This window comes from Acidovorax sp. Root402 (assembly GCF_001425125.1).
Taxonomy (GTDB): Bacteria; Pseudomonadota; Gammaproteobacteria; order Burkholderiales; family Burkholderiaceae_C; genus Acidovorax; species Acidovorax delafieldii.
Genome location: NZ_LMDQ01000018.1, coordinates 433,646 through 458,480 on the forward strand (window position 1 = coordinate 433,646; position 24,835 = coordinate 458,480).

Sequence of the window (24,835 nt, forward strand, 5' to 3'; positions counted from 1 at the left end):
GGGGCAGGCGTTGTGTGCTGTGAGCCTTTGGGGGCGCACGGTGCACGGCGCACGGCGCTGGTCACCACCGACTTCGACCCCCGCACGGTGCGGGAAATGAAACAGGAGAACGCTCATGAACTATTTGCCCGCCACATCCGGGGCGCCTGGCGGCGCCGCCTTCTCCGCCGCACCGGCCGACGCGGAGTTCAGCCGTGCCGTGCCAGACGCTGCCGCTCAGAGCCCTGCACCTGCGCGGCACCGCCGGACTCTGAGCGTGGGACAAAAGCTGGCGGCCAGCTTTGGCATTCTGGGCTTTGCGGTGGCGCTGCTGGGGGCCACCACCTGGCTCACAGGGCAGGACACGAGCCGTCAGGCCACATTGTTGACCACGGAGCAACTGCCCATCGAACGCACCGTGCGCGACTGGAAAACCCAGTCGGTCTATATCGGCCAGATTGCATTGCGGGCCACGTTGTCGTCCGATGTGTTCCCCCTGGTGGCCGAAATGCGCAATCAGATCGCCGCCGAAGACGCAATGCGCAAGCGCATCGACGAGGCATTGGCGCAGGCGTCTTCCAGCGAGAGCGCGAGGCCGCTGTGGGCACAGGCCCAGGCCGAACGCCAGAAATATGCCGCGCTGCGGGACGCACTGGTGCAAAACGCCCTGGAAGCCAAGATCATCAGCCAGAAAGAGCTGCAGGAGCACGCAGCCGCGTTGACCCAATACCTGCGGTCCATCGACCAGTTGCTCGCAGCTTCCGAGCAGTCATCCCTGAAGGCGGGGGACAGCATGATTGCCGATGCATCCCGTGCGCAATGGATCAGTGCCGTGGCGGTGCTGGTGGTGGTGGCGCTGTCGGCGCTGTTTGGCTGGCTGCTGCGGCGCTCCATCGTGCTGCCGCTGCGCCAGGCGTCCGAGGCGGCTGCTGTGGTGGCGCGGGGCGACCTCACGGTGCGCATGCAAACCCAGCGCACCGACGAGATCGGCCAGTTGCTCACTGCGCTGGACAAGATGGTCGAGTCGCTGCACTACGTGGTGACCGAGGTGCGTGACTCGGGCGAATCCATCCATGTGGCCAGCTCCGAAGTAGCAGCGGGCAACACCGACCTGAGCATGCGCACCGAGCACGCCGCCAGCAACCTGCAGCAGACGGCGGCCAGCATTGCCCAGCTGGCGCAGATGGTGGCCGCCAATGCCGACAGCACGCGCCAGGCCAATGCCCTGGCGCTGAACGCCACCGAAGTGGCCAGCAAGGGGGGCGAAGTGGTCAACCAGGTGGTCAAGACCATGGAGGAGATCAATGCCAGCAGCAAGAAGATCGCCGACATCGTGGGCATCATCGACGGCATTGCTTTCCAGACCAACATCCTCGCACTCAACGCGGCCGTGGAGGCGGCCCGTGCGGGCGAGCAGGGGCGTGGCTTTGCCGTAGTGGCCAGCGAGGTGCGGGGCCTCGCAGGGCGCAGCGCCAATGCGGCGCGCGAGATCAAGGCGCTGATCTCCACCAGCGTGGACAAGGTGAGCGACGGCGCCCGGCTGGTGGTGACAGCAGGTTCCACGATGGGCGACATCGTACAGAGCGTGGAGCGTGTGACCACGCTGATGTCCGAGATCAACGAGGCCAGCAGCGAGCAGAGCACGCAGATCGGCCAGGTGAGTCAGGCGGTGGACCAGCTCGACCACATGACGCAGCAGAACGCCGCGCTGGTGGAGCAGGGCGCCGCAGCGGCCCAGAGCCTCAAGGACCAGGCCAACCGGCTGGCGGGTGCGATGGGGCAGTTTCAGCTCACACGCGCAGCCGCGTGAGCGCCAGTGCCAGAGACATCAATAAAAAAGGGCCTGCAGCGCAGGCCCTTTAAGCACTAGATGCTATGAATTCTGATGGTGCTCACATGCCTGCATAGTTCGGACCGCCACCGCCTTCTGGCGTGACCCACACGATGTTCTGCGTAGGGTCCTTGATGTCGCAGGTCTTGCAGTGCACGCAGTTCTGCGCATTGATCTGCAGGCGCTGGGCATCACCGCCTTTGGTGGTGTCGGGCACGAACTCGTACACGCCCGCCGGGCAATAGCGCGCCTCGGGGCCGGCGTACTTGGCCAGGTTGATGTTGACCGGCACGCTCGGGTCTTTGAGCGTGAGGTGGGCGGGCTGGTTTTCTTCGTGGTTGGTGTTGCTGATGAACACGCTGGAGAGGCGGTCGAAGGTCAGCTTGCCATCGGGCTTGGGGTAGACGATGGGCTTGCACTCGGCCGCAGGCTTCAGGTACGCGTGGTCGGGCTTGTCGCGGTGCAGCGTCCAGGGGATGTGGCCGCGCAGCACGAACTGCTCGAAACCGTTCATCAGTGTGGCCGCGGTTAGGCCGTACTTGAACCAGTTCTTGAAGTTGCGGTCCTTGTTCAGCTCGGTGTGCAGCCAGCTCTTTTCGAAGGCTTCGGGGTAGGCGGTCAGCTCGTCGTGCTGGCGGCCTGCCACCACGGCGTCATAGGCGGCTTCGGCGGCCAGCATGCCGGTCTTGATGGCGGCGTGGCTGCCCTTGATGCGGCCGACATTCAGGTAGCCGGCATTGCAGCCCACCAGGGCGCCGCCTGGGAACACGGTCTTGGGCAGGGCGTTGATGCCGCTGGCGTTGATGGCACGTGCGCCGTAGGACAAGCGCTTGGCCGTGATCTCGCCCTTCTCGTTTTCGAAGTAGTAGCGGACGTTGGGGTGCGTTTTCCAGCGCTGGAACTCCTCGAACGGGCTCAGGTAAGGGTTGGCATAACCCAGCCCCGTGACGAAGCCCAGTGCCACCTTGTTGCCCTCCAGGTGGTACAGGAAGGCGCCGCCGTAGGTGTCGTTCTCCATGGGCCAGCCGGCGGTGTGCATCACAAAGCCGGGCTGGTGCTTCTTGGGGTCGATCTCCCACAGTTCCTTCACGCCAATGCCGAAGCTCTGCGGGTCGCGGTCCTTGTCGAGGTGGAACTTGGCAATCAGCTGCTTGCCCAGGTGGCCGCGTGCACCTTCGGCAAAAACGGTGTACTTACCCAGCAGTTCCATGCCGAGTTGGAAGTTCTCGGTGGGCTCGCCATCCTTGCCAACGCCCATGTTGCCGGTGGCCACGCCCTTGACGGAGCCGTTGTCGTTGTAGAGCACTTCAGCCGCAGTGAAGCCGGGGAAGATCTCCACGCCCAGGGCTTCGGCCTGTTCGCCCAGCCATTTGGTCAGGTTGCCCAGGCTGATGATGTAGTTGCCGTGGTTGTGGGCAAACGGCGGCAGGAACATGTTGGGCACGCGAAAGCCCGACTTTTCGCTGAGGAAGATATAGGCGTCGTCGGTGACGGGCTGGTTCAGGGGCGCGCCGCGCTTTTTCCAGTCGGAGATCAGCTCGGTGAGGGCCTTGGGGTCCATGATGGCGCCCGACAGGATGTGCGCACCGGGTTCAGAGCCTTTTTCGAGCACCACCACCGAGACATCCTGGCCTTTTTCTGCCGCCAGTTGCTTCAGGCGGATCGCAGTGGCAAGGCCGCCAGGGCCGCCGCCAACGACCACCACGTCGTATTCCATGGATTCGCGGGGGCCGTATTGGGCGAGGATTTCTTCGTTGGTCATGGGCTTCTCGTCGGGCGTTTGATAATGGATTATTTTCTACAGAGCGCCGACCGCGCCCTGTCTGTCTGGCGACTGATTGTATTCACGGAATATAGACAATCGAACGACCGTTCTATTTTGATCAGTAGGGAGACTCTAAATGGCATACAGCATCGACTTGTCCGGCCGCGTGGCCTTCATCACGGGCGCGTCCAGCGGCCTGGGCGCGCAGTTTGCCCGCACCCTGGCTCGCGCTGGCGCAGGCGTCGTGCTGGCCAGCCGCCGGGTGGAAAAACTCAAGGAGCTGCGCGCGCGCATCGAAGGCGAGGGCGGTGACGCCCATGTGATCGAGCTGGACGTGACCGACCACGACTCCATCAAGTCCGCCGTGGCCCATGCCGAGACCGAAATGGGCTCCATCGACATTCTGGTGAACAACTCCGGCGTGAGCACCACGCAGCGCATCCAGGACGTGACGCCCGAGGACTACGACTTCATCTTCGATACCAACGTGAAGGGCGCCTTCTTTGTGGCGCAAGAGGTGGGCAAGCGCATGCTGGCCCGCTCCCGCGGTGCAGCGCCGGGCAGCTTCACCGGCGGTCGCATCATCAATATCGCGTCGATGGCGGGCCTCAAGGTGTTGCCGCAGATCGGCGCCTATTGCATGAGCAAGGCCGCCGTGGTGCAGATGACCCGGGCGATGGCACTGGAGTGGGGCCGGTTCGGCATCAACGTGAACGCCATTTGCCCCGGCTACATCGACACCGAAATCAACCATCACCACTGGCAGACCGAGCAGGGAAAAAAGCTCATGGACATGCTGCCGCGCAAGCGCGTGGGCCAGCCGCAGGACCTGGATGCGCTGCTGGTGATGCTGGCCAGCGACCAGAGCCATTTTGTGAATGGCGCGGTGATCGCAGCCGACGACGGCTTCGCGGTCTGATCCCTGGGGCACGAGCGGGTATGAAGATCGAAATCCCTGAGGTCAAGAAGCTGGTCTTTGAGATGCGGTTCCCGGTGCGCTGGGGCGACATGGATGCGATGGGCCATGTCAATAACACCGTGTACTTCCGCTACCTGGAAACCGCGCGCATCGAGTGGATGGTGTCGGTGGGTTGCAACCCCGACCCGCGCGGACAGGGGCCTGTCATCGTCAATGCGTTCTGCAATTTCTACAAGCAGCTCGAATACCCGGCCGACGTGTTGCTCAAGCTCTACGTGAGCGACCCGGGCCGCACCACGTTCGAGACCTGGGGCACGATGGAGCGCGTGGACCAGCCGGGCGTGATATGCGCAGCGGGCGGAGCCACGACGATCTGGGTGGACTTTCCGCAGCAGAAGGCCGCGCCGCTGCCCGACTGGATGCGGACGCTGGTGACTGCCAGCTGACCGTCCGTCCCGTCACTTGAGCCCCGTGGCGGGGGCTGGTGGCTCATTTTTTGGACTATTCGGCCGGTAGCGCACGTGATAAATGCCTTGATTGCTATAAAAAAGATAGTTTTTGGGCGATTTGCACCGGTGGTTTGACGACAGAGTGGAAGGCAAGCCTCTGCGAGCACCCGTGCCACTTCTTCCCTCTGCTGGTGGCCCTGCGGTAGCCAGTGAATACGGCTCCACAGGCACCCAGGCGCGGAGCACTGTGCCCATACCGCCGACCCCATACCGCGCCTTCTCATTCAACCTCCTGTTCTTTTTGTTACCTGTTAGGATGACTTCGGCAACGATAGAAGAAAACGAATAGAGCCGGGGAGGGGATTTCCAACACCGCACCGACGTGCTGCTTTGTGCTTTCTGAATGAATTCAACCATCCCAGCAAGCGCGGCTGCCAGCAGCATCAACAAGGTGACCAATCTGGTCATCGCGTCGGTTCTCTTCATGTTTGGCCTGTACGCCTTTGACGAATGGGGGCAGGTCAGGGACCGTGAAGAGGAGCACATGCAGTCCAACCTGGTGCTGCTGACGCGGACGCTGGACACCTTCTTTCTCTCCAAACGCGCTGGCATGTTCAGCCTGGCAGAAACCATCGCCATCTCGCCCGGTGGTATCGACAACCTGGCGCTGGCGCAGCAACTGCTGACGGACTACCGCAAGCACCGCCCCGAAGTCAGCGAGATATCCCTGAGCGAAACGAACGGCAAGGTGCTGGCCTCGTCCCATGCGGCGGACAGGAACGGCCAATCCGGCCTGGTGGATCAATCCGGCTTTCAAGACTTTGCGCGGGACGCTAAGGACCAGCACGACATCTACCTGGGACGACCCCAGCGCGACGCGCAGAGCCAGGACTGGGTGTTCACGCTGCGTTATGTGCTGCGGGATGCGCAAGGCAAGCCCCGGGCGGTGCTGACAGATGTGTTTCCGGTCGATTTTCTGGAGTCGCTCTGGAAAGACGCGCCGCTGGTGCAGCAGCTCACAGTGGGTGTGCTGCGCGATGACGGCTACCTGATGACCCGCTTTCCGGTGCCCGCCACGGTCACCAAGGACGAGGTGTATGGCATGCGTCGGGACGGGGTGCTGGTACGGTATCTCGCGCAGCACCAGTTCCCCCTGCAAGGGCGGGTCGAGGGACCCAATGCGCTGTTGAAGGGGCAGAACTTCATCAACCTGTTCCACCGGCTCGACAGGCTCCCTGCGACCGTCTTTGTCGGGCAGCCCGAGAGTCGGTTCTTTCAGGTCTGGGCCCGCAGCATCGACACTCCCCTGGCGCTCACGGCGCTGTTGCTGGTGTTCATCAAGCTCGTGTCGCTGCGCCTCGCTCGCCGCGAGCACGAAGCCGAGCAGCAGCGGCTGGCGGTGGAAAGGGTGCTGCGTGAGAGCGAGACCGAGCAGCGCTCCCTCATCGACAACCTGATGACGGGTCTGGTCATCCACGATGCGACGGGCGCTGTGGTGCGGTGCAACGCCGAGGCCAGTAACCTGCTGGGGCTGAGTTTTGAGCAGATGACCGGCAAGCAGCTGATCGACCCGGCCTGGTCCTTCGTGAACGAGCAGGGGGCCGTCATGCCGGTTTCCGACTACCCCGCCTCCCGGGTGCTTGCGACCCTTGAACCTGTCAACGGGGTGGTGGGAGGCATCGTCCGTGGCAAGGATGCCGGCATCTGCTGGGTGCTGAGCCGGGCCGACCCGTGGTTCACCACCGATGGACAGCTCGACAAGATCGTGGTGACCTTTGTCGACATCACCATGCGGCGCAAGCTGACGTCGCAACTCCAGGACCGCGAACTCAAGTTCCAGGCGCTGTTTGACAACAGCATGGACGCCGTGTTGCTGACCTCGCCCGATGGCACCGTGCTGGCCGTGAACCAGGCGGCTTGCCGACTGTTTGACCTGAGCGAGGCACAAATCATCGCCCGGGGGCGCATGGGGCTGGCCGACCCTGCCGACCCCCGGCTGCAGGAGTTGCTGGTACAGCGCCAGCAGAGGGGGCAGGCGGCCGGCCTGCTGACCATGGTCCGGGGTGATGGCAGCCACTTCACCGCCGAGATCAGCTCCAGCATTTATGGCGACAGTGAAGGCCGCCAATACAGCAGCATGATCGTTCGCGACATCACGGAGCGCCTGCGCAGCCAGGCCGAGCTGGAGGCTGCCAATGCACAGATGCGCCGCATCAACGAGCAGTTGGCCGAGGTGGCGCACTTTGACATGCTGACGCACCTGCCCAACCGCGTTCTGCTGGCCGACAGGCTTCAGCAGGCCATGGCGCACTGTGTGCGTCGCAACAAGTCGCTGGCGGTGGCGTTTCTGGATCTGGATGGCTTCAAGGACATCAACGACCGGTATGGCCATGCGGCGGGCGACGAGTTTCTGGTGGCGATTGCCAAGCGGCTGCGGTCTGCACTGCGCGATGGCGACACGCTCGCGCGCATTGGTGGGGACGAGTTTGTGGCCGTCATGACCGACCTGACGGCCGAGCAGGACTGCGAGCCCCTGCTGTTGCGGCTGTTGCAGGTGGCGGGCGAGCCGTTGCTGGTAAGCGGGCAATCCCTGCAGGTGTCTGCCAGCATTGGCGTCACCATCTACCCGCAGGATGGTTCCAGTTCGGAGCAGCTCATCCGCCATGCCGACCAGGCCATGTACCTGGCCAAGCAGGGGGGCAAGAATCGGTTCCACCTGTTTGATGTGGCCAGCGATGCGGCCATCCGGATCAAGCGCGAAAGCCTGGAGCAGATTGCCACCGCCATCGCTCAGCGGGAGCTGGTGCTGTACTACCAGCCCCAGGTCAACATGCAGACAGGTGAGGTGGTGGGCATGGAGGCGCTGGTCCGCTGGTTGCATCCGCAGCGGGGCCTGCTGGCCCCGAGCCAGTTCCTGCCGGTGATTGAAGACCACGATATGGCGATTGCGATTGGCGAGCGGGTGCTGGAGATGGCCCTGTCCCAAATGGCGCAGTGGCTGGCGGTGGGGCTGCGCATGCCGGTCAGCGTCAACGTGTTCTCCAAGCAGTTCCAGCAAGAGGACTTTGTGCACAAGCTGCGCCAGGCACTGGCAGCGCATCCCTCGGTGCCTTCGTCGGCGCTGGAGCTGGAGATTGTGGAGACCAGCGCGTTGCAGGACATGGCCCAGGTATCTGGCCTGATGCACGCATGCGCCGAACTGGGCGTGCGGTTTGCTCTGGACGATTTTGGGACCGGTTATTCGTCGCTGACCTACCTGAAAAAGCTGCCTGCAGAGCTGCTCAAGATCGACCAGAGCTTTGTGCGCGACATGCTCGAAGACCGCGACGACCTGGCCATTGTGCAGGGTGTGGTGGGCCTGTCCAAAGCGTTCAACCGCAAGGTGATTGCCGAAGGTGTGGAGACCGTGGACCACGGCCGCATGCTGCTGGCCATGGGCTGTGTGCTGGGCCAGGGCTATGGCATTGCGCGGCCCATGCCCGCGCAGCAGGTACCGGGCTGGCTGGACCAGTGGCAGGCGCAGCAGCCCTGGGTGCGCGAGACCGATACAGACTTGCCGGCCTGAGGTCCTGAGGTCCTGAGGTCATGCGGAGCATCGCGCGGGTATCGGTCCGTTGAGTCGCTGTGGGACGACCTTTATCGTGGGGGCAGGGCAACACATTGCGCCAGAGGCATGCCCTGTGCCTCTGAGGCGCCCAGCAGCAAAAGGCGCTGCAGTTCTGGCAAATAACGGATGGCTGTCTGCGGTGCGCTGTAGCCGTTGCTGTTGTTCAGGCGTTCTTGCATGCGCAGCACAAGACGGCTGGGCAGGTGTTCGATGCTGAGGGTGCGCACACCCGTGTAGAAGGTGGTCTCTATGGTGCCTTCGGTGCCGAAAAAGCCGCCACCCACGCGCGCCGCGCGGCGCCGGCCCTCGAAGGTCGTGGCGATGCGCAGTTTGTCGTCACGGCTGGTACAGCTCCCCTCGAAGGCCGCAGCGCACTCCATGGGCAGCGGATTCTGTTGCACCAGCACTGCCTGCACGGACGGGGTGTGCAGCAGTGCGGGGGGCACGGGCTCCAGGCGTACGCAATCGGCGGTGGGTACGACCTGCCACGCCGTAGCGCCCGGCGAGTCAGGGATTTGCAGGCGCGAGCCTGCAACGCCCGCACCGAGGTAGTAAGTGGGCGCCGCCCCCGTGCTGGACTCTTCGCGGAAGAGCGAGGCGGACCGCAACGGCGACAGCGCGCCAGCGGGCACGGCCACAGTCAAAGGGTGAAAGGGCAGCGTGCCCTCCGGTGGCCCAAACCCTGCGGCCTGTACCGCAGGCGCGGCCAGCACCCAAAGCCAGATCGTTCGTGCGGAGCGCATGGTTTGGATCAGGCCGCAGGCTTGGCCTTGGGCACACGGCCCATCAGATAGAACTCTGGGTTGGGCTGCATGCCCGCAAAGCTGGCCATGCGGTTGGACAGGCCAAAGAATGCCGTGATGGCGGCGATGTCCCAGATGTCCTCGTCATCGAAACCATGGGGGTGCAGGGCCTCGAAATCCGTGTCGTCGATCTCGTGGGCGTTCTGGCACACCTTCATGGCGAAGTCGAGCATGGCCCGCTCCCGGGGGCTGATGTCCGCCTTGCGGTAGTTCACCGCCACCTGGTCGGCGATGAGCGGCTTCTTCTCGTAGATGCGCAGGATCGCGCCATGCGCCACCACGCAATACAGGCACTGATTGGCCGCGCTGGTGGTGGTGACGATCATCTCGCGCTCGCCCTTGGTCAGGCTGCCTTCTTCCTTGAGCATGAGCGCGTCGTGGTATGCAAAGAATGCACGCCATTCCGCTGGCCGGCGGGCAAACGCGAGGAACACGTTGGGGATGAATCCCGCCTTCTCCTGCACTTCAAGAATCCGCGCGCGGATGTCCTCGGGCAGGGTGTTCAGGTCAGGGAAGGGGTAGCGGCTCACGGCAGTCTCCTCGGTTTTTGTGTGGGGTGTATAACGGATGCAAGTATCAGGGATGCCATTGCGTCGCCCGCACGGGGGCATGGGCCGGCGCGGCCGAACTGCCAGCCAGCGCGTAGGACAACTGTGTCGCTGCAGCGACCACGGTGTGCGCCAGCGCTTCGAGCTTTTCGGCGGGCAAACGCGAGGCCGGGCCTGAGATGCACACCGAGCCCATGAGCCGCCAGTGCATGCCAAACACCGGCGCCGAAACGGTGGCCACGCCCTGTTCCCGTTCACCAATCGACCAGTGGTAGCCCTTCTTGCGGATCTCTTCATAGGCCTTGCCCGGCTCGCCCGAAAACGCCAGGATCACGCGGCCCGGCGAGCCCTTGTCCAGCGGCAGTCCTTCGCCCATGCGGGCGTGGTGGCGCAGCGCCTGCGGGCCTTCCACACGGACAAGGCAGGTGCGCACATTGCCTTCACGCACGTAAAACGCAGCGCTTTCGCCGGTGGCAAGGGTCAGTTCACGCAGCGCGGGCTCCAGCACGTTCTGCACGTCAAAGCCTGCCTGGTAGCGCGCACCCAGCCAGCCTGCTGCCGGACCCAGGCGCCAGTCGCCATCTTCGCGCTGCACCATGAACCCGGACTGCGCCAGCGTGCGGGCCAGGCGCAGTACGGTGGTCTTGTGAAGGCTGCAGCGGCGGCTCAGCTCTGCCAGAGACAGGCTGGATTCGCCCAGTGCAAAGGCCTCCAGCACCTGCAGCGCACGCGTCACGGCGATCACGCCACCGGTGTCCTTGGTCGCCGCATCGGTCGGCCGGTCTGCGCTTTCATCGACCCCGGCGGTGGTGGCATTTGGCTGGGTGGCCTTGCGCGGGGCAGGGCGCGCGGGCGAAGAGGGTGGGTTGCTCATGGCGCAATTCGTTTCATTGTGTGCAACTGCATTGTATGGGTTGAAACGCGTGCGTACATTCGCACACCACGGCGCCAGGCCCGAACAGGCCCTTGCAGACCGGTGTGACGAACCACCATAACGGAGACAAATCCATGACCGCTTTTTCATCGCTTTCACGTTCTTTGAGTGCTCGCCTTTGCGCCGCTTTCCTGGGCCTTGCGGCCGTGGCCGTGCCCCACGGCGCTGCGCAGGCGCAGACGGCCTACCCCGCCAAGGCCATCCGCCTGATTGTTCCGTTCCCCCCCGGCGGGGGCACCGACATGATCGCCCGCGCCGTGGCGCAGAAGATGGCCGACCAGAACAAGTGGAGCGTGATCGTGGACAACCGCCCTGGCGCCGGTGGCAACCTGGGGGTGGATGCTGTGGCCAAGGCCGACCCGGACGGCTACACGCTGGTGATGGGGCAGACCAGCAACCTCGCCATCAATCCCACGCTGTACAAGAAGCTGCCCTACGACCCGCTCAAGGACCTGGCGCCGGTGGCGCTGGTGTCGTCCTCGCCCATCGTGATGGCGGTGCCGGTCAACTCGCGCTTCAAGACCTTTGCCGATGTGGTGGCTGCCTCCAAGGGCAAGCCTGATGCCCTGACGCTGGGCTATTCGGGCAACGGCACCGTGGCCCATCTGGCCGGGGAGCTGGCAGAGAACGCTGCTGGCATCCAGTTGCGCCACATCCCTTACAAGGGCGCGGCCCAGGCCATGACGGACCTGATGGGCGGACAGATTGATCTGTACATGTCGTCCGTGCCCACGCTGCTGGGCCATGTGCGCAATGGCAAGCTCAAGGTCATAGCCATCACCTCGGCCCAGCGCTCGGCGCAGCTGCCGGATGTGCCCACGCTGGCGGAGTCCGGGTTCAAGGGCTTTGAGGCCGTGACCTGGTTCGGAGTGCTGGCCCCTGCGGGTACGCCCGCAGCCATCGTGGCGCAGCTGAACAAGGCCATCAACCAGGCCCTCAAGCAACCGGACGTGGCGGACAAGCTGCGCTCTGAAGGCGGCGACATCCTCGGGGGCACGTCCGAGCAGTTTGCGGCACTGCTGCGCACCGAAGTGCCCCGCTGGTCCAAGATCGTGAAGGACTCTGGCGCCAGCCTGGACTGATCGAGCCGCCACGTTCATCCCCCGCTGACTGCCCATCGCCATGACCCGCGATAGCCTTGTCACGCCCGTACCGTTCTCGCTGGGAACGACGGCGCCCCGTACCGCACTGCCTGCGGCGGCGTGCGACTGCCACGTGCACGTGTACGACCAGCGCTTTCCCATAGCGCCGGGGGCCAAGCTGCTGCCGCCCGACGCGTCGGTGCAGGACTACCGCGCGCTGCAACAGCGCATCGGCACCCAGCGCACCGTGCTGGTCACGCCCTCCACTTACGGCGCAGACAACCGCTGCATGCTGCAGGGCCTGGCGGCGCTGGGTGACAACGCCCGAGGCGTGGCCGTGATCGATGGCCGCGAGAGCGATGCGCAGTTGCAAGCCCTGCACGATGCGGGCGTGCGCGGTGTGCGGCTCAATCTTTCGCTGGGCGTCACCGGCACGGTGGACTCCATCCTGCCGCTGGCCCGGCGCATTGCGCCCTGGGGCTGGCATCTGCAGCTGCTGATGGCGTCCGATGTGCTGGCTAGCTTGGGCGATGTATTGCGCAACGTGCCTGTGCCCCTGGTGTTTGACCACCTGGGCCGCATCGCACCCGAGCAAGCCGGGAAGCACCCAGCCCACGCACTGCTGCTGCAGCTGATGGGCGAGGGCCGGGCCTGGGTCAAGCTCTCGGGCGGCTACATCGTCAGCGCCACCCACGCGGTGGACGACCCGGCGCTCGATGCACTGGCCGTCGGCTACCTGCGTGCTGCACCAGAGCGCGTGCTGTGGGGCAGCGACTGGCCCCATGCCACTGCCAGTGCTGGCCTGCACCCCGTGCCGGACGACGCATTGCAAATCGACACCCTGGCGCGCTGGTGCGATCAGGCCGGTGCGGATGCCCTGCGCCGCGTGCTGGTCACCAACCCTGCCGCGCTTTACGGCTTCTCGCCGGTCTCGACTTCTTCATCCCCCACCCCTGTCTGAGGGCCTTGCACCATGACCTCTTTGGTATCTCCCCTTTCTACGCACGGCGCGCAGCGCCGCCACCTGCTGACCACCCTGGCCTTTGCGGGCGCAGGTGTGGGGATGGGGCTGCCCGCCTGGGCGCAAAACGATTGGCCTGCGGGCAAGCTCATCACCTGGGTGGTGCCGTATCCCGCTGGCGGCAGCACCGACGTACTGGGCCGCAACATTGCCCTCAAGCTGGGCGCGGCCCTGTCCACCAACGTCATCGTGGACAACAAGGCCGGGGCCACCGGCACCATCGGCGCGGCCTACGTGGCCAAGGCGGCGCCCGACGGGCTCACGCTGCTGGGCACCTCCATCGGCCCGCAGGCCATCGCCCCGCACCTGATGGCCAAGCTGCCCTACGACCACATCACGGCGTTTGAGCCAGTGATCACCGTGGGCACCATCCCGCACATCCTGGTGGTGGGCGCCAACCAGCCCTTCAAGACGGTGGCCGACTTGCTGGCCGCCGCCAAGGCCCAGCCGGGCAAGCTGGCGTTTGCCTCGGGCGGCAACGGCACCATCTTGCAAATGCAGGGCGAGCTGCTGCAGCAGCAAACCGGCGCGCGCTTCATCCATGTGCCCTACAAGGGCGACACCCCCGCGCTGCAAGACACGCTGGCCGAGCAGGTGCAGTTCATGTTTGCCCCCGCAGCCGCCGCGCTGCCGCATGTGCAGTCGGGCAAGTTGCGCGCCCTGGCCGTCACCTCTGCCCAGCGCCTCAAGGCCCTGCCTGCAGTGCCCACCATGGGCGAGGCGGGGCTCAAAGACTTTGTGGTGGAGCAGTGGCAGGCCGTGTTTGCGCCCGCCAAGACGCCCGCCGCCATCGTGCAGCGCCTGAACCGCGAGATTGCCGCCACGCTGAAAGACCCCGCCCTCATCGCCCTGGCCGACAAGCTGGGCGTGACGCTGGTGGGCGGCACGCCCCAGCAGCTGGGCGACCTGCAAAAGGCCGACTCTGCCAAGTGGGCCAAGGTCATCAAAGACGGAAACATCAAGGCCGACTGATACCCGCGATCCACCCATTGTCAAAAAAAGCAAAACGCTGCTTCTTCGTTTTCACTACCTCAACCGGACCACTCCCATGAGCCAACTCCCTGAAATCATCCGCACCATGGACCGCGTGAGCGGCGACGTTGTTGCCCAAGCCGCCACCTACCAAGCCGCCATCCTGGCCGACGTGGCAGGCCGCCGCGGCACCATGTATGGCCGCGTGGCGCCTGTGCACCAATCTATGAAAGTGGCAGGCCCCGCCTTCACCGTGGAAGTGCGCCCCGGCGACAACCTCATGATCCACGCCGCCATCGCGCTTGCCCAGCCCGGCGATGTGCTGGTGATTGACGGCAAGGGCGACCAGACGGCGGCGCTGATGGGCACGCTGATGCTCAGCGCCTGCAAGAAGCGCGGCCTGGCGGGTGTGATCGTGGACGCCGCCATCCGCGACAAGCTGGAAATTCTGGAGCTGGACTTCCCCGTGTTCAGCGCGGGCTTCAACCCCGCAGGGCCCACCAAGTACGTGCCCGGCCGCATCAACCACCCCATCAGCGCCGGTGGCGCGGTGGTGAACCCGGGTGACCTGGTGGTGGGCGACGCCGATGGCGTGGTCGTCATCGAGCGCGAAAAAGCCCCCGCCATGCTGGCCCTGGCCGACAAGAAGGTGGCCGACGAAGCCGCCCGCATCGAAGCCATCGCCCGTGGCGACACCGCATCGAAATGGCTGCCTGCCGCGCTGCGCGCTGCGGGCGTGCTGAAGGAAGGGGAATCGCTGTGAGCCAAACCATCATCGTCACAGGCGCCGACCTGGCGCAACAAGCCCTGGATCTGCTCACAGCCTACGAGATCGTCTACGCAGGCAAGACGCCGACGGAAGAGGACATGGTGGCCCTGTGCCGCGCGCACAACCCCGTGGCCATCATCGTGCGCTACGGCAAAGTGGGCGCTGCGGTGATGGACGCGGCCCCCGCGCTCAAGGTCATTTCCAAGCACGGCAGCGGCACCGACACCATCGACAAGGTGGCTGCCAAAGCCCGTGGCATTGAGGTGGTGGCCGCCGTGGGCGCCAACGCCGCCGCCGTGGCCGAGCAGGCCCTGGCCCTGCTGCTGGCCTGCGCCAAGTCGGTGGTGGCATTGGATGCGCGCATGCACGCAGGCCACTGGGACAAGGCCACGCACAAGAGCCTGGAGCTGGGCGGCCGCACCGTGGGCCTGGTGGGCCTGGGTGCCATCGGCCTGCGTTTTGCCAAGATGGCCGACGCTCTGGGCATGCGCGTGATTGGCTTCGATCCGTTTGCCAAGAACCTGCCCGCCTATGTGCAGGCGGTGGACCTGGAGACGATCTGGCGCGAATCCGATGCCGTGTCTTTGCACTGCCCGCTGACCGACGAAAACCGCAACCTGCTGAACGCCGCCACGCTGGCGCAGTGCAAGCGCGGCGTGATTGTGGTGAACACGGCACGCGGCGGCCTGATCGACGAGGCTGCGCTGCTCGCCGCCGTGCGCTCGGGCCAGGTGATGGCGGCGGGGCTCGACAGCTTTGCGGTGGAGCCGATGACGGCGGGCCACCCCTTCCAGGGCGAGAAGCACTTCATCCTCAGCCCCCACATTGGCGGCGTGACGAGCGATGCCTACGTGAACATGGGCGTGGGCGCGGCGAAGAACCTGCTGGCCGTGCTGGCACGTGCACCGCATGCAGTAGCCGTCGCCTGAGCGCCAGCCTGCCCCAAGAACATGGCCGGGCAGGGTGCCCGGCTGCACAGGAGACAACAGACCATGGCACGCAATTTCAAGAAAAATAGGCCTCTTGCGCTAGTCAATCATGCGCTGGCAGCTATTGTTTTAGTAGCGTCTGGCGCCGCCTGCGCGCAAACGGGCGCAGCAGCCTATCCGACCAAACCCGTGAAGCTGGTGGTGGGCTTTGCGGCGGGCGGCCCCACCGACGTGGTGGCGCGCGCCTTTGCCGACCACGCCAGCAAGGCGCTGGGCCAGCCGTTCATCATCGACAACAAGCCCGGCGCGGGCACCATCATTGCCGCGCAGGCCGTGGCCAGCGCCCCGGCCGATGGCTACACGCTGCTGTTCGGTGCCACCAACCACACCATGATTCCGGCGCTGTACCAGGGCCGCGTCAAGTTCGATGCGGTGAAGTCCTTCCGCCCCCTGTGCACGGTGGCCAGCAGCCCCACGGTGCTGGTGGTGGCCCCTAGCCTGCCGGTGAAGACGCTGGCCGATTACCAGGCCAAGGCCCGCGCCGAGCCCGGCCGCGTGACCGCAGGCACGGCCGGGATGGGCAGCTCGGGCCACTTTGCCACCGAGATCTTTGCCCGCGCCCAGGGCCTGCAGCTCAACCACGTGCCGTACAAGGGCGCAGCGCCCGTGGTGACCGACCTAATGGGCGGCCAGCTCGACAGCTCGTTTGCCACGCTGGGTTCGGTGCTGCCGCAGATCAAGAGCGGCAAGCTGCGCGCGCTGGCCGTGGGCGCGCCCCAGCGCTCGGCCCTGGCGCCCGAGGTGCCCACGTTTGCCGAGGCGGGCGGTGGCAACTACGCTGCCGACGTGTGGTACGGCGTGCTGGCCCCGGCAGGCGTGCCCGAGCCCATCGTCCAGGCGCTGGAGCGCACGGCCGCCGACTTTGCCAAGAGCGAATCGGCCGCTGAAAAGCTGCGCGGCCTGGGGATGGATGCCGAATCGGTGTGTGGCAATACCTTTGCGACCCGTGTGGCCCGCGAAGCTGCGACGTATAGCCAGATTGCCAAAGCGCTCGATCTCAAAGCAGATTGACTCGGACAACCCCCTGAGGCGCGTTGCGCCTTCCCCCTTCTCTCGCTTTGCGATGCAAAGCGGGAAGGGGGACGCAGCCGGTGCTGCGGGGCGGCCCTTGCACGGCTGCCCGCGCATGCACCGTGCGACGTGAAACACCGCTACCGCCTTCCTTCTCTTGTTGATTGAATGCTACCCAAGGAGACCCCCATGTTTCGCTTCCTCAAACCCCTGATCGCCGCCTGCGCCCTGGCCGCTGGCGTGGCCCACGCCGCCTTCCCCGAGTGGCCCATCACCATCGTCGTGCCCTACGCCCCCGGTGGCGCGGCCGATGCCGTGGCCCGTGTGGTGGCCACCCGCCTGGGCGCCAAGCTCGGCGGCAGCGTGATCGTGGACAACAAGGCCGGTGCCAGCGGCACCATTGGCGCCAGCTTTGTGGCCAAGGCCCCGGCAGACGGCTACACCATGCTGTACGACGCCACGCCTTACTCCATCAACCCGCATCTTTTCCCCAAGATGCCGTATGCCGCCAACGCACTGCAGCCGCTGTCGCTGGTGCTGCTGGCGCCCAACGTGCTCATCGTGAAGGCCGATGCACCCTACAAAAACGTGGGCGAGCTGATTGCCAAGGCCAAGGCCCAGCCAGGCAAGATCAACTTTGCCTCAGGCGGCAGCGGCACGGTGCAGCGCCTGGCGGCGGAGCTGATGGCCCAGAAGCTGGGCCTGGACATGGTGCACGTGCCCTACAAGAGCGGTGGCCCTGCCATCACCGATGTGATGGCCGGCCAGGTGGACTTCATGTTCGGCACCGTGGCCGCCACCTACCCGCATGTGGCGGGTGGCAAGCTGCGCGCGCTGGCCGTGTCGGCCCCTGAGCGTTCCAAACGCCTGCCCGATGTGCCCACGGTGGCCGAGGCGGCCATCCCCGGCTATGAGGCCTATGAGTGGAACGGCGTGTTTCTGCCTGCGGGCGTGCCTGCGGACGTGGCCATCAAACTGCAGCAGGCCCTGCAAGAGGTGCTGAAAGAAGACGAAGTGAAGCAGCGCCTGGCCGACCTGGGCGCCCAGCCCATCGGTTCGACGCCCGCAGACTTTGCCGCCTTCCTGAAGAAGGAAGACGCGAAGTGGGGCGAGGTCGTGAAGAAGGGCAATATCAAACTCGACTGACCCATGCCTTTGCCAGCGCTGACCACGCCCGTGTCGCACTCTGTGGGCCTGAACCGCCCGCAGCGCCGGCTGCCGCCCGGCGCGTGCGACAGCCACATGCACATCTTTGACCTGCGCTTTGCGCCGTCAGCCCACTGGCCGCGCACGCCGCCGGTGGCCCCTGTGGCGGCATACCGGCAGCTGCAGGCGCGCCTGGGCACCACGCGCACGGTGGTGGTCACGCCATCGACTTACGGCACCGATAACGCCTGCACGCTGGATGCGCTGGACCAGTTGGGCGACGCCGCACGCGGTGTGGCCGTGGTGGGCGACGGCTTGGGTGCCGACGAACTGGCCCATCTGGCCGCACGTCGCGTGCGCGGGCTGCGGGTCAATTTCGTCTCGCCCCAATCGTGGGGCACCACCACGCCCGCCATGCTGGCCACGCTGGCGCGCAAGGTGGCCGAGCACCCGGCGTGCGCGGGCTGGCACATCCAGATCTTTGCGCAGCCGGAGCAGCTCATCGCCCTAGCGCCGCAGTTGCACACCCTGCCTGTGCCCGTGGTCATCGACCACCTGGGCCGCATCGATCCCGCCGAAGGCCCGGCCGCCGAGGCCTACGGCGTGGTGCGCGGCCTGCTCGATGGTGGCAACACCTGGGTCAAGCTCTCGGGCGCCTACATGCGCTCGACCGTGCATGGCCCCAGCTACGCCGACACCCTGCCGCTTGGCCAGGCCCTGGTGCAGGCCGCGCCCGAGCGCCTCGTGTGGGGCAGCGACTGGCCACACACCACGGAGGCGGCTGGCACTGTGAACGATGCCGACTTGATGGATCTGCTGCAGGCCTGGGCTGGCAGCGACGCGGCCATGGACCGCATCCTGGTCGACAACCCGGCACGGCTGTATGGTTTCGATGCCGTTCCCGCCGCCTGAACGAATTGGAAAGACCCCACCATGTTTTTGCTTCAAGCCCCTGAAGTCCGAGACCTCGATGTCTTCACCGCCATGCCCGAGCCCTTTCGTCGCCGCGAGCGCAGCGACTGGGCCGACGCCAACCGGGGCGGCACCATCACCGATTCGTTTCTGGAGGGCCCGGTGTTCGACGACGCAGGCAACCTATACGTCAGCGACATCCCCTGGGGCCGGGTCTTTCGCATCAACCCGCAGGGCGACTGGGCGCTGGTGGCCGAGTACGACGGCGAGCCCAACGGTCTCAAGTTCTTGAAGCCCGGCATGCTGCTCATCACCGATTACAAGAACGGCCTGATGCAGCTCGACGTGACCACGGGTGCCGTCACACCGTACCTTCAGCGCCGCAACAGCGAGCGCTTCAAGGGCGTGAATGACCTGATCTTTGACGCCGAAGGCAACCTCTACTTCACCGACCAGGGCCAAAGCGGCCTGCACGACCCGAGTGGCCGCCTGTATCGCCTGCGGCCCAACGGCCAGCTCGATTTGCTGCTGCACAACGTGCCCAGCCCCAACGGCGTGGCCCTGTCGCCCGACGGCCGCGTGCTGTATCTGGCCGTGACGCGCGGCAACTGTGTGTGGCGCGTGCCGCTGCTGCCCGATGGCAGCGTGGCCAAGGTCAGCCAGTTCTTCACTTCGTATGGCCCCAGCGGCCCCGATGGTCTGGCCGTGGATGCCGAAGGCCACCTGCTGGTGGCCAACCCGGGCCTGGGCTATGTGTGGGTGCTGAACCAGCGGGCCGAGCCCGTGCAGGTGTTGCGCGGCGCACCGGGCAGCTCGACCACCAACCTGGTGTTTGGCGGGGCAGGGCGTACCACGGTGTATGTCACCGACTCGACCCATGGGCGCATCCTGAGGGCTGACATGGGGGCACCTGGACTGCCGCTGGCTCACTTACGTTAAAGCGGCCTCCTGTTTGATGAATCCATGGGGCGCAGTGAAATCAATGGAGTGAAGGTGTTTTATTGAAATTGGCTATTGATGAGATTCAATCGATTCAATTTACCTGTCATGGTTTGCTTCCTACCATCTGCCCTGTCGATACGTTTTGCCGACGCGATTTCACAGGAGATGACCCATGACGACCGAAGCCAAATGCCCCTTTGACCACACCAAGGCCGTGCCCACGGGCCCCCGCAATGCCGACTGGTGGCCCAACCAGCTCAATCTCCGCCCCCTGAACCAGAACTCCCCGCTCACCGACCCGATGGGAGACGGCTTCAATTACGCCGAAGAATTCAAGAGCCTCGACCTTGCTGCTGTGAAGGCCGACCTGCGCGCACTGATGACCGACTCGCAGGACTGGTGGCCCGCAGACTTTGGCCACTATGGACCGCTGTTTGTGCGCATGGCCTGGCACAGCGCGGGCACCTACCGCCTGGCAGACGGCCGTGGGGGCGCCGGGGCCGGGCAGCAGCGTTTTGCGCCGCTCAACAGCTGGCCCGACAACGCCAACCTGGACAAGGCGCGCCGCCTGCTGTGGCCCGTCAAGCAGAAATATGGCCGCAAGATCTCGTGGGCCGATCTGATGATCCTGACAGGCAATGTGGCACTCGAATCCATGGGCTTCAAGACCTTTGGCTTTGCCGGTGGCCGCCCTGACGTGTGGGAACCCGATGAAAACGTGTACTGGGGCGCTGAATCCACCTGGCTGGGCAGCGACAAACGCTACAGCGGTGAGCGCGACCTGGCCAACCCGCTGGCTGCTGTGCAGATGGGCCTGATCTATGTGAACCCCGAAGGCCCGAACGGCAACCCCGACCCCATCGCCGCCGCGCGCGACATTCGCGACACCTTTGCACGCATGGCGATGGACGACGAAGAGACCGTGGCATTGATTGCTGGCGGCCACACCTTTGGCAAGACCCACGGTGCTGGCGATGCCGCGCTGGTGGGCAAGGAGCCCGAAGGTGCAGGCATCGAGGACCAGGGCCTGGGCTGGAAGAGCGGCCATGGCTCTGGCAAAGGCGGTGACACCATCACCAGTGGCCTGGAAGTCACCTGGACCACCACGCCCACGCAGTGGAGCAACAACTTCTTCGAAAACCTGTTCGGCTACGAGTGGGAGCTGACCAAGAGCCCGGCAGGCGCCCACCAGTGGACGGCCAAGGGGGCTGCAGCGACGATCCCGCACGCACACGACCCGTCGAAAAAGCTGGTGCCCACCATGCTCACCACCGACCTGTCGCTGCGCTTTGACCCGGCCTACGAAAAGATCTCGCGCCGCTTTTTGGCGCACCCCGAGCAGTTTGCCGATGCATTTGCGCGTGCATGGTTCAAGCTCACGCACCGTGACATGGGGCCGCGTGCCCGCTATCTGGGGCCGGAGGTGCCCGCCGAAGTGCTGGTCTGGCAAGACCCTGTGCCTGCCGTGGACCATGCGCTGGTGAACGCGCAGGACATCGCTGCGCTCAAGGCCAAGGTGTTGGCATCGGGCTTGTCGATTTCGGAACTGGTATCCACGGCCTGGGCCTCTGCCTCCACGTTCCGGGGCGGCGACAAGCGGGGCGGCGCCAACGGCGCGCGCATCCGTCTGGCTCCCCAGAAGGATTGGGAAGTGAATCAGCCCGCGCAACTGGCCAAGGTGCTGGGCCAGCTCGAAGCCATCCAGCGCGAGTTCAATGCGGCGCAGACGGGCGACAAGAAAATCTCGCTGGCGGACCTGATCGTGCTGGCCGGTGGGGCTGCCGTGGAGGCTGCCGCAAAGCAGGCAGGGCAGGACGTGACCGTTCCCTTCACGCCTGGCCGCACGGATGCCTCGCAAGAGCAGACCGATGTGCCGTCGTTCGAGGTGATGGAGCCCGTGGCCGATGGCTTTCGCAACTACGTGCGCCCTGGCCTGGAAGGCGCCGTGGCCGAGCTGCTGGTGGACCGCGCCAACCAGCTCACGCTGACGGCGCCCGAGATGACGGTGCTGGTGGGTGGCCTGCGCGTGCTGGGTGCCAACGTGGGGCAGGCCACCCATGGTGTCTTCACGCAGCGCGTTGGTACCTTGAGCAATGACTTCTTCGTGAACCTGCTCGACATGCACACCCAATGGCAGAAGTCGGCGGGTGCAGCGGGTGTGCTGGAAGGTGTGGACCGCAGCACAGGTGCCAGAAAATGGACCGGCACGGTGGCCGACCTGGTGTTTGGCTCCAACTCGGTGTTGCGTGCGCTGGCCGAGGTCTATGCCAGCAGCGATGCGCAGGCAGTGTTTGTGCAGGACTTCGTCAAGGCTTGGACCAAGGTGATGAACCTGGACCGGTTTGACCTGACCGCAGGCGGTGCCAGCGCCTGATCAGTGAGGCCTTGCTCCCATGTCGTCAGGGGATGGCATGGGGCGAGCTGTTCACGAAGCCATGAAGCCCGGCGTGTGCAGTGCATGTGCCGGGCGTTCTGTTGTTTGCGCGGTGGCAGCCCTGCGTGCGCTCGCTACCATCGGGCCTTGATGTTTCAACCCTTCAAGGAGAGCCCGCGTGACACCAACCCCGACCAAAGACTACGAAAAAGGCCTGGCCACCCGCCGCGAGGTCATGGGTGACGATTTTGTGGACCGTGCGCTGGGCAACGCCACCTCTTTCACGCAGCCCATTCAGGAATACATCACGCGCAACGCGTGGGGCGATGTCTGGCAGCGGCCCGGGCTGGACCGCAAGACCCGCAGTCTCATCACGGTTTCTATGTTGATCGCGCTGGGCAAGCAGCATGAACTCAAGGGCCATGTGCGTGGCGCGCTGAACAATGGCGCTACTGCGGAGGAGTTGCAGGAAGTGCTGCTGCACGCCAGCGTCTATTGCGGCCTGCCGACGGCGGTAGAGGCGTTTCGCACCGCCGCCGAAGTCATCGACGGCCCGGCCAAGTAGGCAATAAAGGGCGGTAGTGCTGTCCTTCGAGGGCCGGTTCAGCCGCCTGCCAGCAGCTTGTGCACCAGGTCGGCGGCGGTGGAGGCGTTGTACTTGCGCATGAGGCGCGCGCGGTAAATTTCTACCGTGCGGTGGCTGATCTCCAGTGCCCGACCGATCTCCTTGGAGGTCAGGCCCTCCAGCAGGCGGGCGGCTACCTCGCGCTCACGGCCCGTCAGCTCCGCCTTCACGGCGCGCTGCGAACTCAGATCTTCGAAGCTCCAGATGCCGGACTCATGCGGGGCATCGCGGTTGAGTGCGCGTCCAGACACGTGGCACCAGAACACTTCGCCATTGGCGCGCTTCATGATGCGGTTGTCCGCATAGTGGCCCTTGGCGTTCAGGATGGGCTCCATGTGCGCTCCAAGCCGCTCATATTCGTCGGCGCTGGGATAGAGTATCTGGAACGACTGGCCGATCAGCACTTCGCGCGAGGCGCCGAACATTTCGCAGACATGGCGGTTGCAGTCCACCATGGTGCGGTTGCGCGAGAGCACCAGCCCCACAGGGGCCATGTCGAAAGCCAGTCGGTAATCAACGTCCATAGTGCTAATCTTTACGGAAAACTACTTATTTAAGTACGTAGTATCGTAGCGCATCCCATTCATAAGGAGATCGTGGTGAACAAGTTATTCCCCTCCGCAGCCGAGGCCCTGAAGGGCGTGGTTGCAGATGGCCAACTCATGGCTGTTGGCGGCTTTGGACTGTGTGGCATTCCTGAAGCCTTGATCGACGCGCTGCGCGATTCAGGCGTGAAGAACCTGACCGTGATCTCCAACAATGCGGGCGTGGACGGCTTCGGCCTGGGCAAGCTGCTCGAGACCCGCCAGATCAAGAAAATGATCTCGTCGTATGTGGGCGAGAACAAGGAGTTCGAGCGCCAGTACCTCGCTGGCGAGCTGGAGCTGGAGTTCACCCCCCAGGGTACGCTGGCCGAAAAGCTGCGTGCGGGCGGTGCGGGCATCCCGGCCTTTTTCACCAAGACCGGCGTGGGCACCATCGTGGCCGAGGGCAAGGAACTGCGCGAGTTCGATGGTGAAACCTATGTGATGGAGCGTTCGCTGGTGCCCGATGTGTCGCTGGTCAAGGCCTGGCGTGCCGACAAGTCGGGCAATCTGCAGTTCCGCCTCACGGCGCGCAACTTCAACCCCGCTGCGGCCACGGCCGGCAAGATCACCATCGTGGAGGTGGAAGAGGTGGTGGAAACCGGCGCCATTGCGCCCGACCAGATCCATCTGCCTGGCATCTATGTGCACCGCATCGTGCACAACGCCACGCCCGAGAAGCGCATCGAAAAGCGCACCATCACCGAAAAAGCGGGCGTCTGAGCCGCTGCCGCACAACCGTACAGAACAAGCTGGAGAAGTATCTATGTCGTGGAGTCAAGACCAAATGGCGGCCCGTGCCGCCCATGAACTCGAAGACGGCTTTTATGTGAACCTGGGCATTGGCATCCCCACGCTGGTGGCCAACTTTGTGCCTGCCGACAAAGAGGTGTGGCTGCAGTCCGAAAACGGCATGCTGGGCATCGGCCCGTTTCCCACCGAAGACGAAGTGGATGCCGACCTGATCAACGCCGGCAAGCAGACCGTGACCACCATCAAGGGCTCGTCCATCTTTGGCAGCGACCAGTCGTTTGCCATGATCCGTGGCGGCAAGATCAACCTGTCGATCCTGGGCGCCATGCAGGTCAGCGAAAAGGGCGACCTGGCCAACTGGATGATCCCCGGCAAGATGGTCAAGGGCATGGGTGGCGCGATGGACCTGGTGGCTGGCGTCAAGCGCGTGATCGTGCTCATGGAGCATGTGGCGCGCAAGAAGGATGGCACCGAAGACCTGAAGATCCTGCCCCAGTGCACGCTGCCCCTCACGGGCGTGGGTGTGGTGGATCGCATCATCACCGACCTGGCCGTCATGGACGTGACGCCCCAGGGCCTGAAGGTGGTGGAGCTGGCTCCCGGCGTGAATTTTGAGGCCCTGCAGGCCAAGACCGGCGTCAAGCTGATCCCATAAGCATTTGAGCCACCCCTGCAGTGGAGTGGCATCACAAAAAAGGCTGGGGCCCCTCACAGGGCCCCAGCCTTTTGCATTGGCAATTTTCACAAAGCCCTCATGCAGTCTGCATGGGGCCTCTGGCAATTACATTGCGTTGCCGATTTCGCCCGAAGAGATCTGGCC

Annotated in this window: 22 protein-coding genes; 17 read left to right on the forward strand and 5 right to left on the reverse strand. The window is 64.9% G+C overall.

Translation table 11 applies throughout. The features are described 5' to 3' along the window. Positions 1 to 115: 115 nt before the first annotated feature. A complete protein-coding gene (locus ASC83_RS22375) occupies positions 116 to 1,789 on the forward strand; it encodes a methyl-accepting chemotaxis protein (protein ID WP_056067717.1) in 1,674 nt (557 codons plus the stop codon). 82 nt (positions 1,790 to 1,871) lie between these two features. Here ASC83_RS22375 and ASC83_RS22380 read toward each other — a convergent pair whose 3' ends face one another. After that, positions 1,872 to 3,572 carry an electron transfer flavoprotein-ubiquinone oxidoreductase gene (locus ASC83_RS22380; RefSeq protein ID WP_056067720.1) on the reverse strand — a complete coding sequence of 567 codons (1,701 nt, stop codon included), beginning with the start codon at positions 3,570 to 3,572 and terminating at the stop codon, positions 1,872 to 1,874. Between the two features lie 139 nt (positions 3,573 to 3,711). On the opposite strand from ASC83_RS22380, the gene ASC83_RS22385 reads away from it, so the two are divergent. From ASC83_RS22385 to ASC83_RS22395, 3 genes are all read left to right on the forward strand, one after another. After that, positions 3,712 to 4,494, forward strand: coding sequence for an SDR family oxidoreductase (locus tag ASC83_RS22385; RefSeq protein WP_015014335.1), 783 nt, complete (start codon positions 3,712 to 3,714; stop codon positions 4,492 to 4,494). Between the two features lie 20 nt (positions 4,495 to 4,514). Continuing rightward, entirely contained in the window at positions 4,515 to 4,940 is a 426-nt protein-coding gene (locus ASC83_RS22390; RefSeq protein WP_056067722.1) for a thioesterase family protein, read from the forward strand. Between the two features lie 406 nt (positions 4,941 to 5,346). Continuing rightward, the gene (locus tag ASC83_RS22395) at positions 5,347 to 8,508 is read left to right on the forward strand and encodes an EAL domain-containing protein (RefSeq protein WP_056067723.1); all 3,162 of its coding nucleotides are present in this window, start codon (positions 5,347 to 5,349) and stop codon (positions 8,506 to 8,508) included. A gap of 71 nt (positions 8,509 to 8,579) precedes the next feature. Here ASC83_RS22395 and ASC83_RS22400 read toward each other — a convergent pair whose 3' ends face one another. From ASC83_RS22400 to ASC83_RS22410, 3 genes are read right to left on the reverse strand one after another with little or no spacing between them, the layout of a single operon-like run. Beyond that, complete coding sequence (locus tag ASC83_RS22400; RefSeq protein ID WP_056067725.1) at positions 8,580 to 9,293, reverse strand: hypothetical protein; 714 nt, start codon at positions 9,291 to 9,293, stop codon at positions 8,580 to 8,582. An 8-nt stretch (positions 9,294 to 9,301) separates the two neighbouring features. Further along, positions 9,302 to 9,883 carry a peroxidase-related enzyme gene (locus ASC83_RS22405; RefSeq protein WP_015014330.1) on the reverse strand — a complete coding sequence of 194 codons (582 nt, stop codon included), beginning with the start codon at positions 9,881 to 9,883 and terminating at the stop codon, positions 9,302 to 9,304. Positions 9,884 to 9,929: 46 nt separating this feature from the next. Beyond that, the gene (locus ASC83_RS22410; RefSeq protein WP_056067728.1) at positions 9,930 to 10,775 is read right to left on the reverse strand and encodes an IclR family transcriptional regulator; all 846 of its coding nucleotides are present in this window, start codon (positions 10,773 to 10,775) and stop codon (positions 9,930 to 9,932) included. Between the two features lie 134 nt (positions 10,776 to 10,909). Here ASC83_RS22410 and ASC83_RS22415 point away from each other — a divergent pair, with 134 nt between their 5' ends. The 11 genes from ASC83_RS22415 (at position 10,910) to pcaC (ending at position 22,618) form a co-directional block, all read left to right on the forward strand. Further along, the gene (locus ASC83_RS22415) at positions 10,910 to 11,917 is read left to right on the forward strand and encodes a tripartite tricarboxylate transporter substrate binding protein (protein WP_056067729.1); all 1,008 of its coding nucleotides are present in this window, start codon (positions 10,910 to 10,912) and stop codon (positions 11,915 to 11,917) included. Between the two features lie 40 nt (positions 11,918 to 11,957). Beyond that, positions 11,958 to 12,878 (forward strand): amidohydrolase, encoded by a 921-nt coding sequence (locus tag ASC83_RS22420; RefSeq protein ID WP_056067732.1) that lies wholly within the window; start codon positions 11,958 to 11,960, stop codon positions 12,876 to 12,878. A gap of 12 nt (positions 12,879 to 12,890) precedes the next feature. Further along, positions 12,891 to 13,910, forward strand: a complete 1,020-nt coding sequence (locus tag ASC83_RS22425) for a tripartite tricarboxylate transporter substrate binding protein (RefSeq protein WP_056067734.1) — start codon at positions 12,891 to 12,893, stop codon at positions 13,908 to 13,910. 76 nt (positions 13,911 to 13,986) lie between these two features. Next, entirely contained in the window at positions 13,987 to 14,673 is a 687-nt protein-coding gene (locus tag ASC83_RS22430) for a diguanylate cyclase (RefSeq protein WP_056067735.1), read from the forward strand. Then, on the forward strand, positions 14,670 to 15,608 hold the full coding sequence (locus ASC83_RS22435; RefSeq protein WP_056067736.1) for an NAD(P)-dependent oxidoreductase: 939 nt from the start codon (positions 14,670 to 14,672) through the stop codon (positions 15,606 to 15,608). The genes ASC83_RS22430 and ASC83_RS22435 overlap by 4 nt, the downstream gene beginning before the upstream one ends. A 63-nt stretch (positions 15,609 to 15,671) precedes the next feature. After that, positions 15,672 to 16,679 carry a tripartite tricarboxylate transporter substrate binding protein gene (locus ASC83_RS22440; protein ID WP_056067738.1) on the forward strand — a complete coding sequence of 336 codons (1,008 nt, stop codon included), beginning with the start codon at positions 15,672 to 15,674 and terminating at the stop codon, positions 16,677 to 16,679. Positions 16,680 to 16,868: 189 nt separating this feature from the next. Then, on the forward strand, positions 16,869 to 17,825 hold the full coding sequence (locus ASC83_RS22445; protein ID WP_056067740.1) for a tripartite tricarboxylate transporter substrate binding protein: 957 nt from the start codon (positions 16,869 to 16,871) through the stop codon (positions 17,823 to 17,825). 3 nt (positions 17,826 to 17,828) lie between these two features. After that, complete coding sequence (locus ASC83_RS22450; RefSeq protein ID WP_056067742.1) at positions 17,829 to 18,737, forward strand: amidohydrolase; 909 nt, start codon at positions 17,829 to 17,831, stop codon at positions 18,735 to 18,737. 21 nt (positions 18,738 to 18,758) lie between these two features. Further along, entirely contained in the window at positions 18,759 to 19,676 is a 918-nt protein-coding gene (locus tag ASC83_RS22455) for an SMP-30/gluconolactonase/LRE family protein (protein WP_056067744.1), read from the forward strand. Between the two features lie 175 nt (positions 19,677 to 19,851). Next, positions 19,852 to 22,053: a catalase/peroxidase HPI gene (gene katG, locus ASC83_RS22460; protein ID WP_056067746.1), complete on the forward strand. Its 2,202-nt coding sequence runs from the start codon at positions 19,852 to 19,854 to the stop codon at positions 22,051 to 22,053. A 178-nt stretch (positions 22,054 to 22,231) separates the two neighbouring features. Then, positions 22,232 to 22,618: a 4-carboxymuconolactone decarboxylase gene (pcaC, locus tag ASC83_RS22465; protein ID WP_082522567.1), complete on the forward strand. Its 387-nt coding sequence runs from the start codon at positions 22,232 to 22,234 to the stop codon at positions 22,616 to 22,618. 38 nt (positions 22,619 to 22,656) lie between these two features. Here the strand turns inward: pcaC and ASC83_RS22470 are convergent, their stop codons facing one another. After that, complete coding sequence (locus ASC83_RS22470) at positions 22,657 to 23,202, reverse strand: PAS and helix-turn-helix domain-containing protein (protein WP_056067748.1); 546 nt, start codon at positions 23,200 to 23,202, stop codon at positions 22,657 to 22,659. A 75-nt stretch (positions 23,203 to 23,277) separates the two neighbouring features. On the opposite strand from ASC83_RS22470, the gene ASC83_RS22475 reads away from it, so the two are divergent. Both ASC83_RS22475 and ASC83_RS22480 read left to right on the forward strand, forming a co-directional pair. After that, the gene (locus ASC83_RS22475; protein ID WP_056067750.1) at positions 23,278 to 23,985 is read left to right on the forward strand and encodes a CoA transferase subunit A; all 708 of its coding nucleotides are present in this window, start codon (positions 23,278 to 23,280) and stop codon (positions 23,983 to 23,985) included. A 43-nt stretch (positions 23,986 to 24,028) separates the two neighbouring features. Then, positions 24,029 to 24,670 carry a CoA transferase subunit B gene (locus ASC83_RS22480; RefSeq protein WP_056067753.1) on the forward strand — a complete coding sequence of 214 codons (642 nt, stop codon included), beginning with the start codon at positions 24,029 to 24,031 and terminating at the stop codon, positions 24,668 to 24,670. The last annotated feature ends 165 nt before the right edge of the window (positions 24,671 to 24,835 follow it).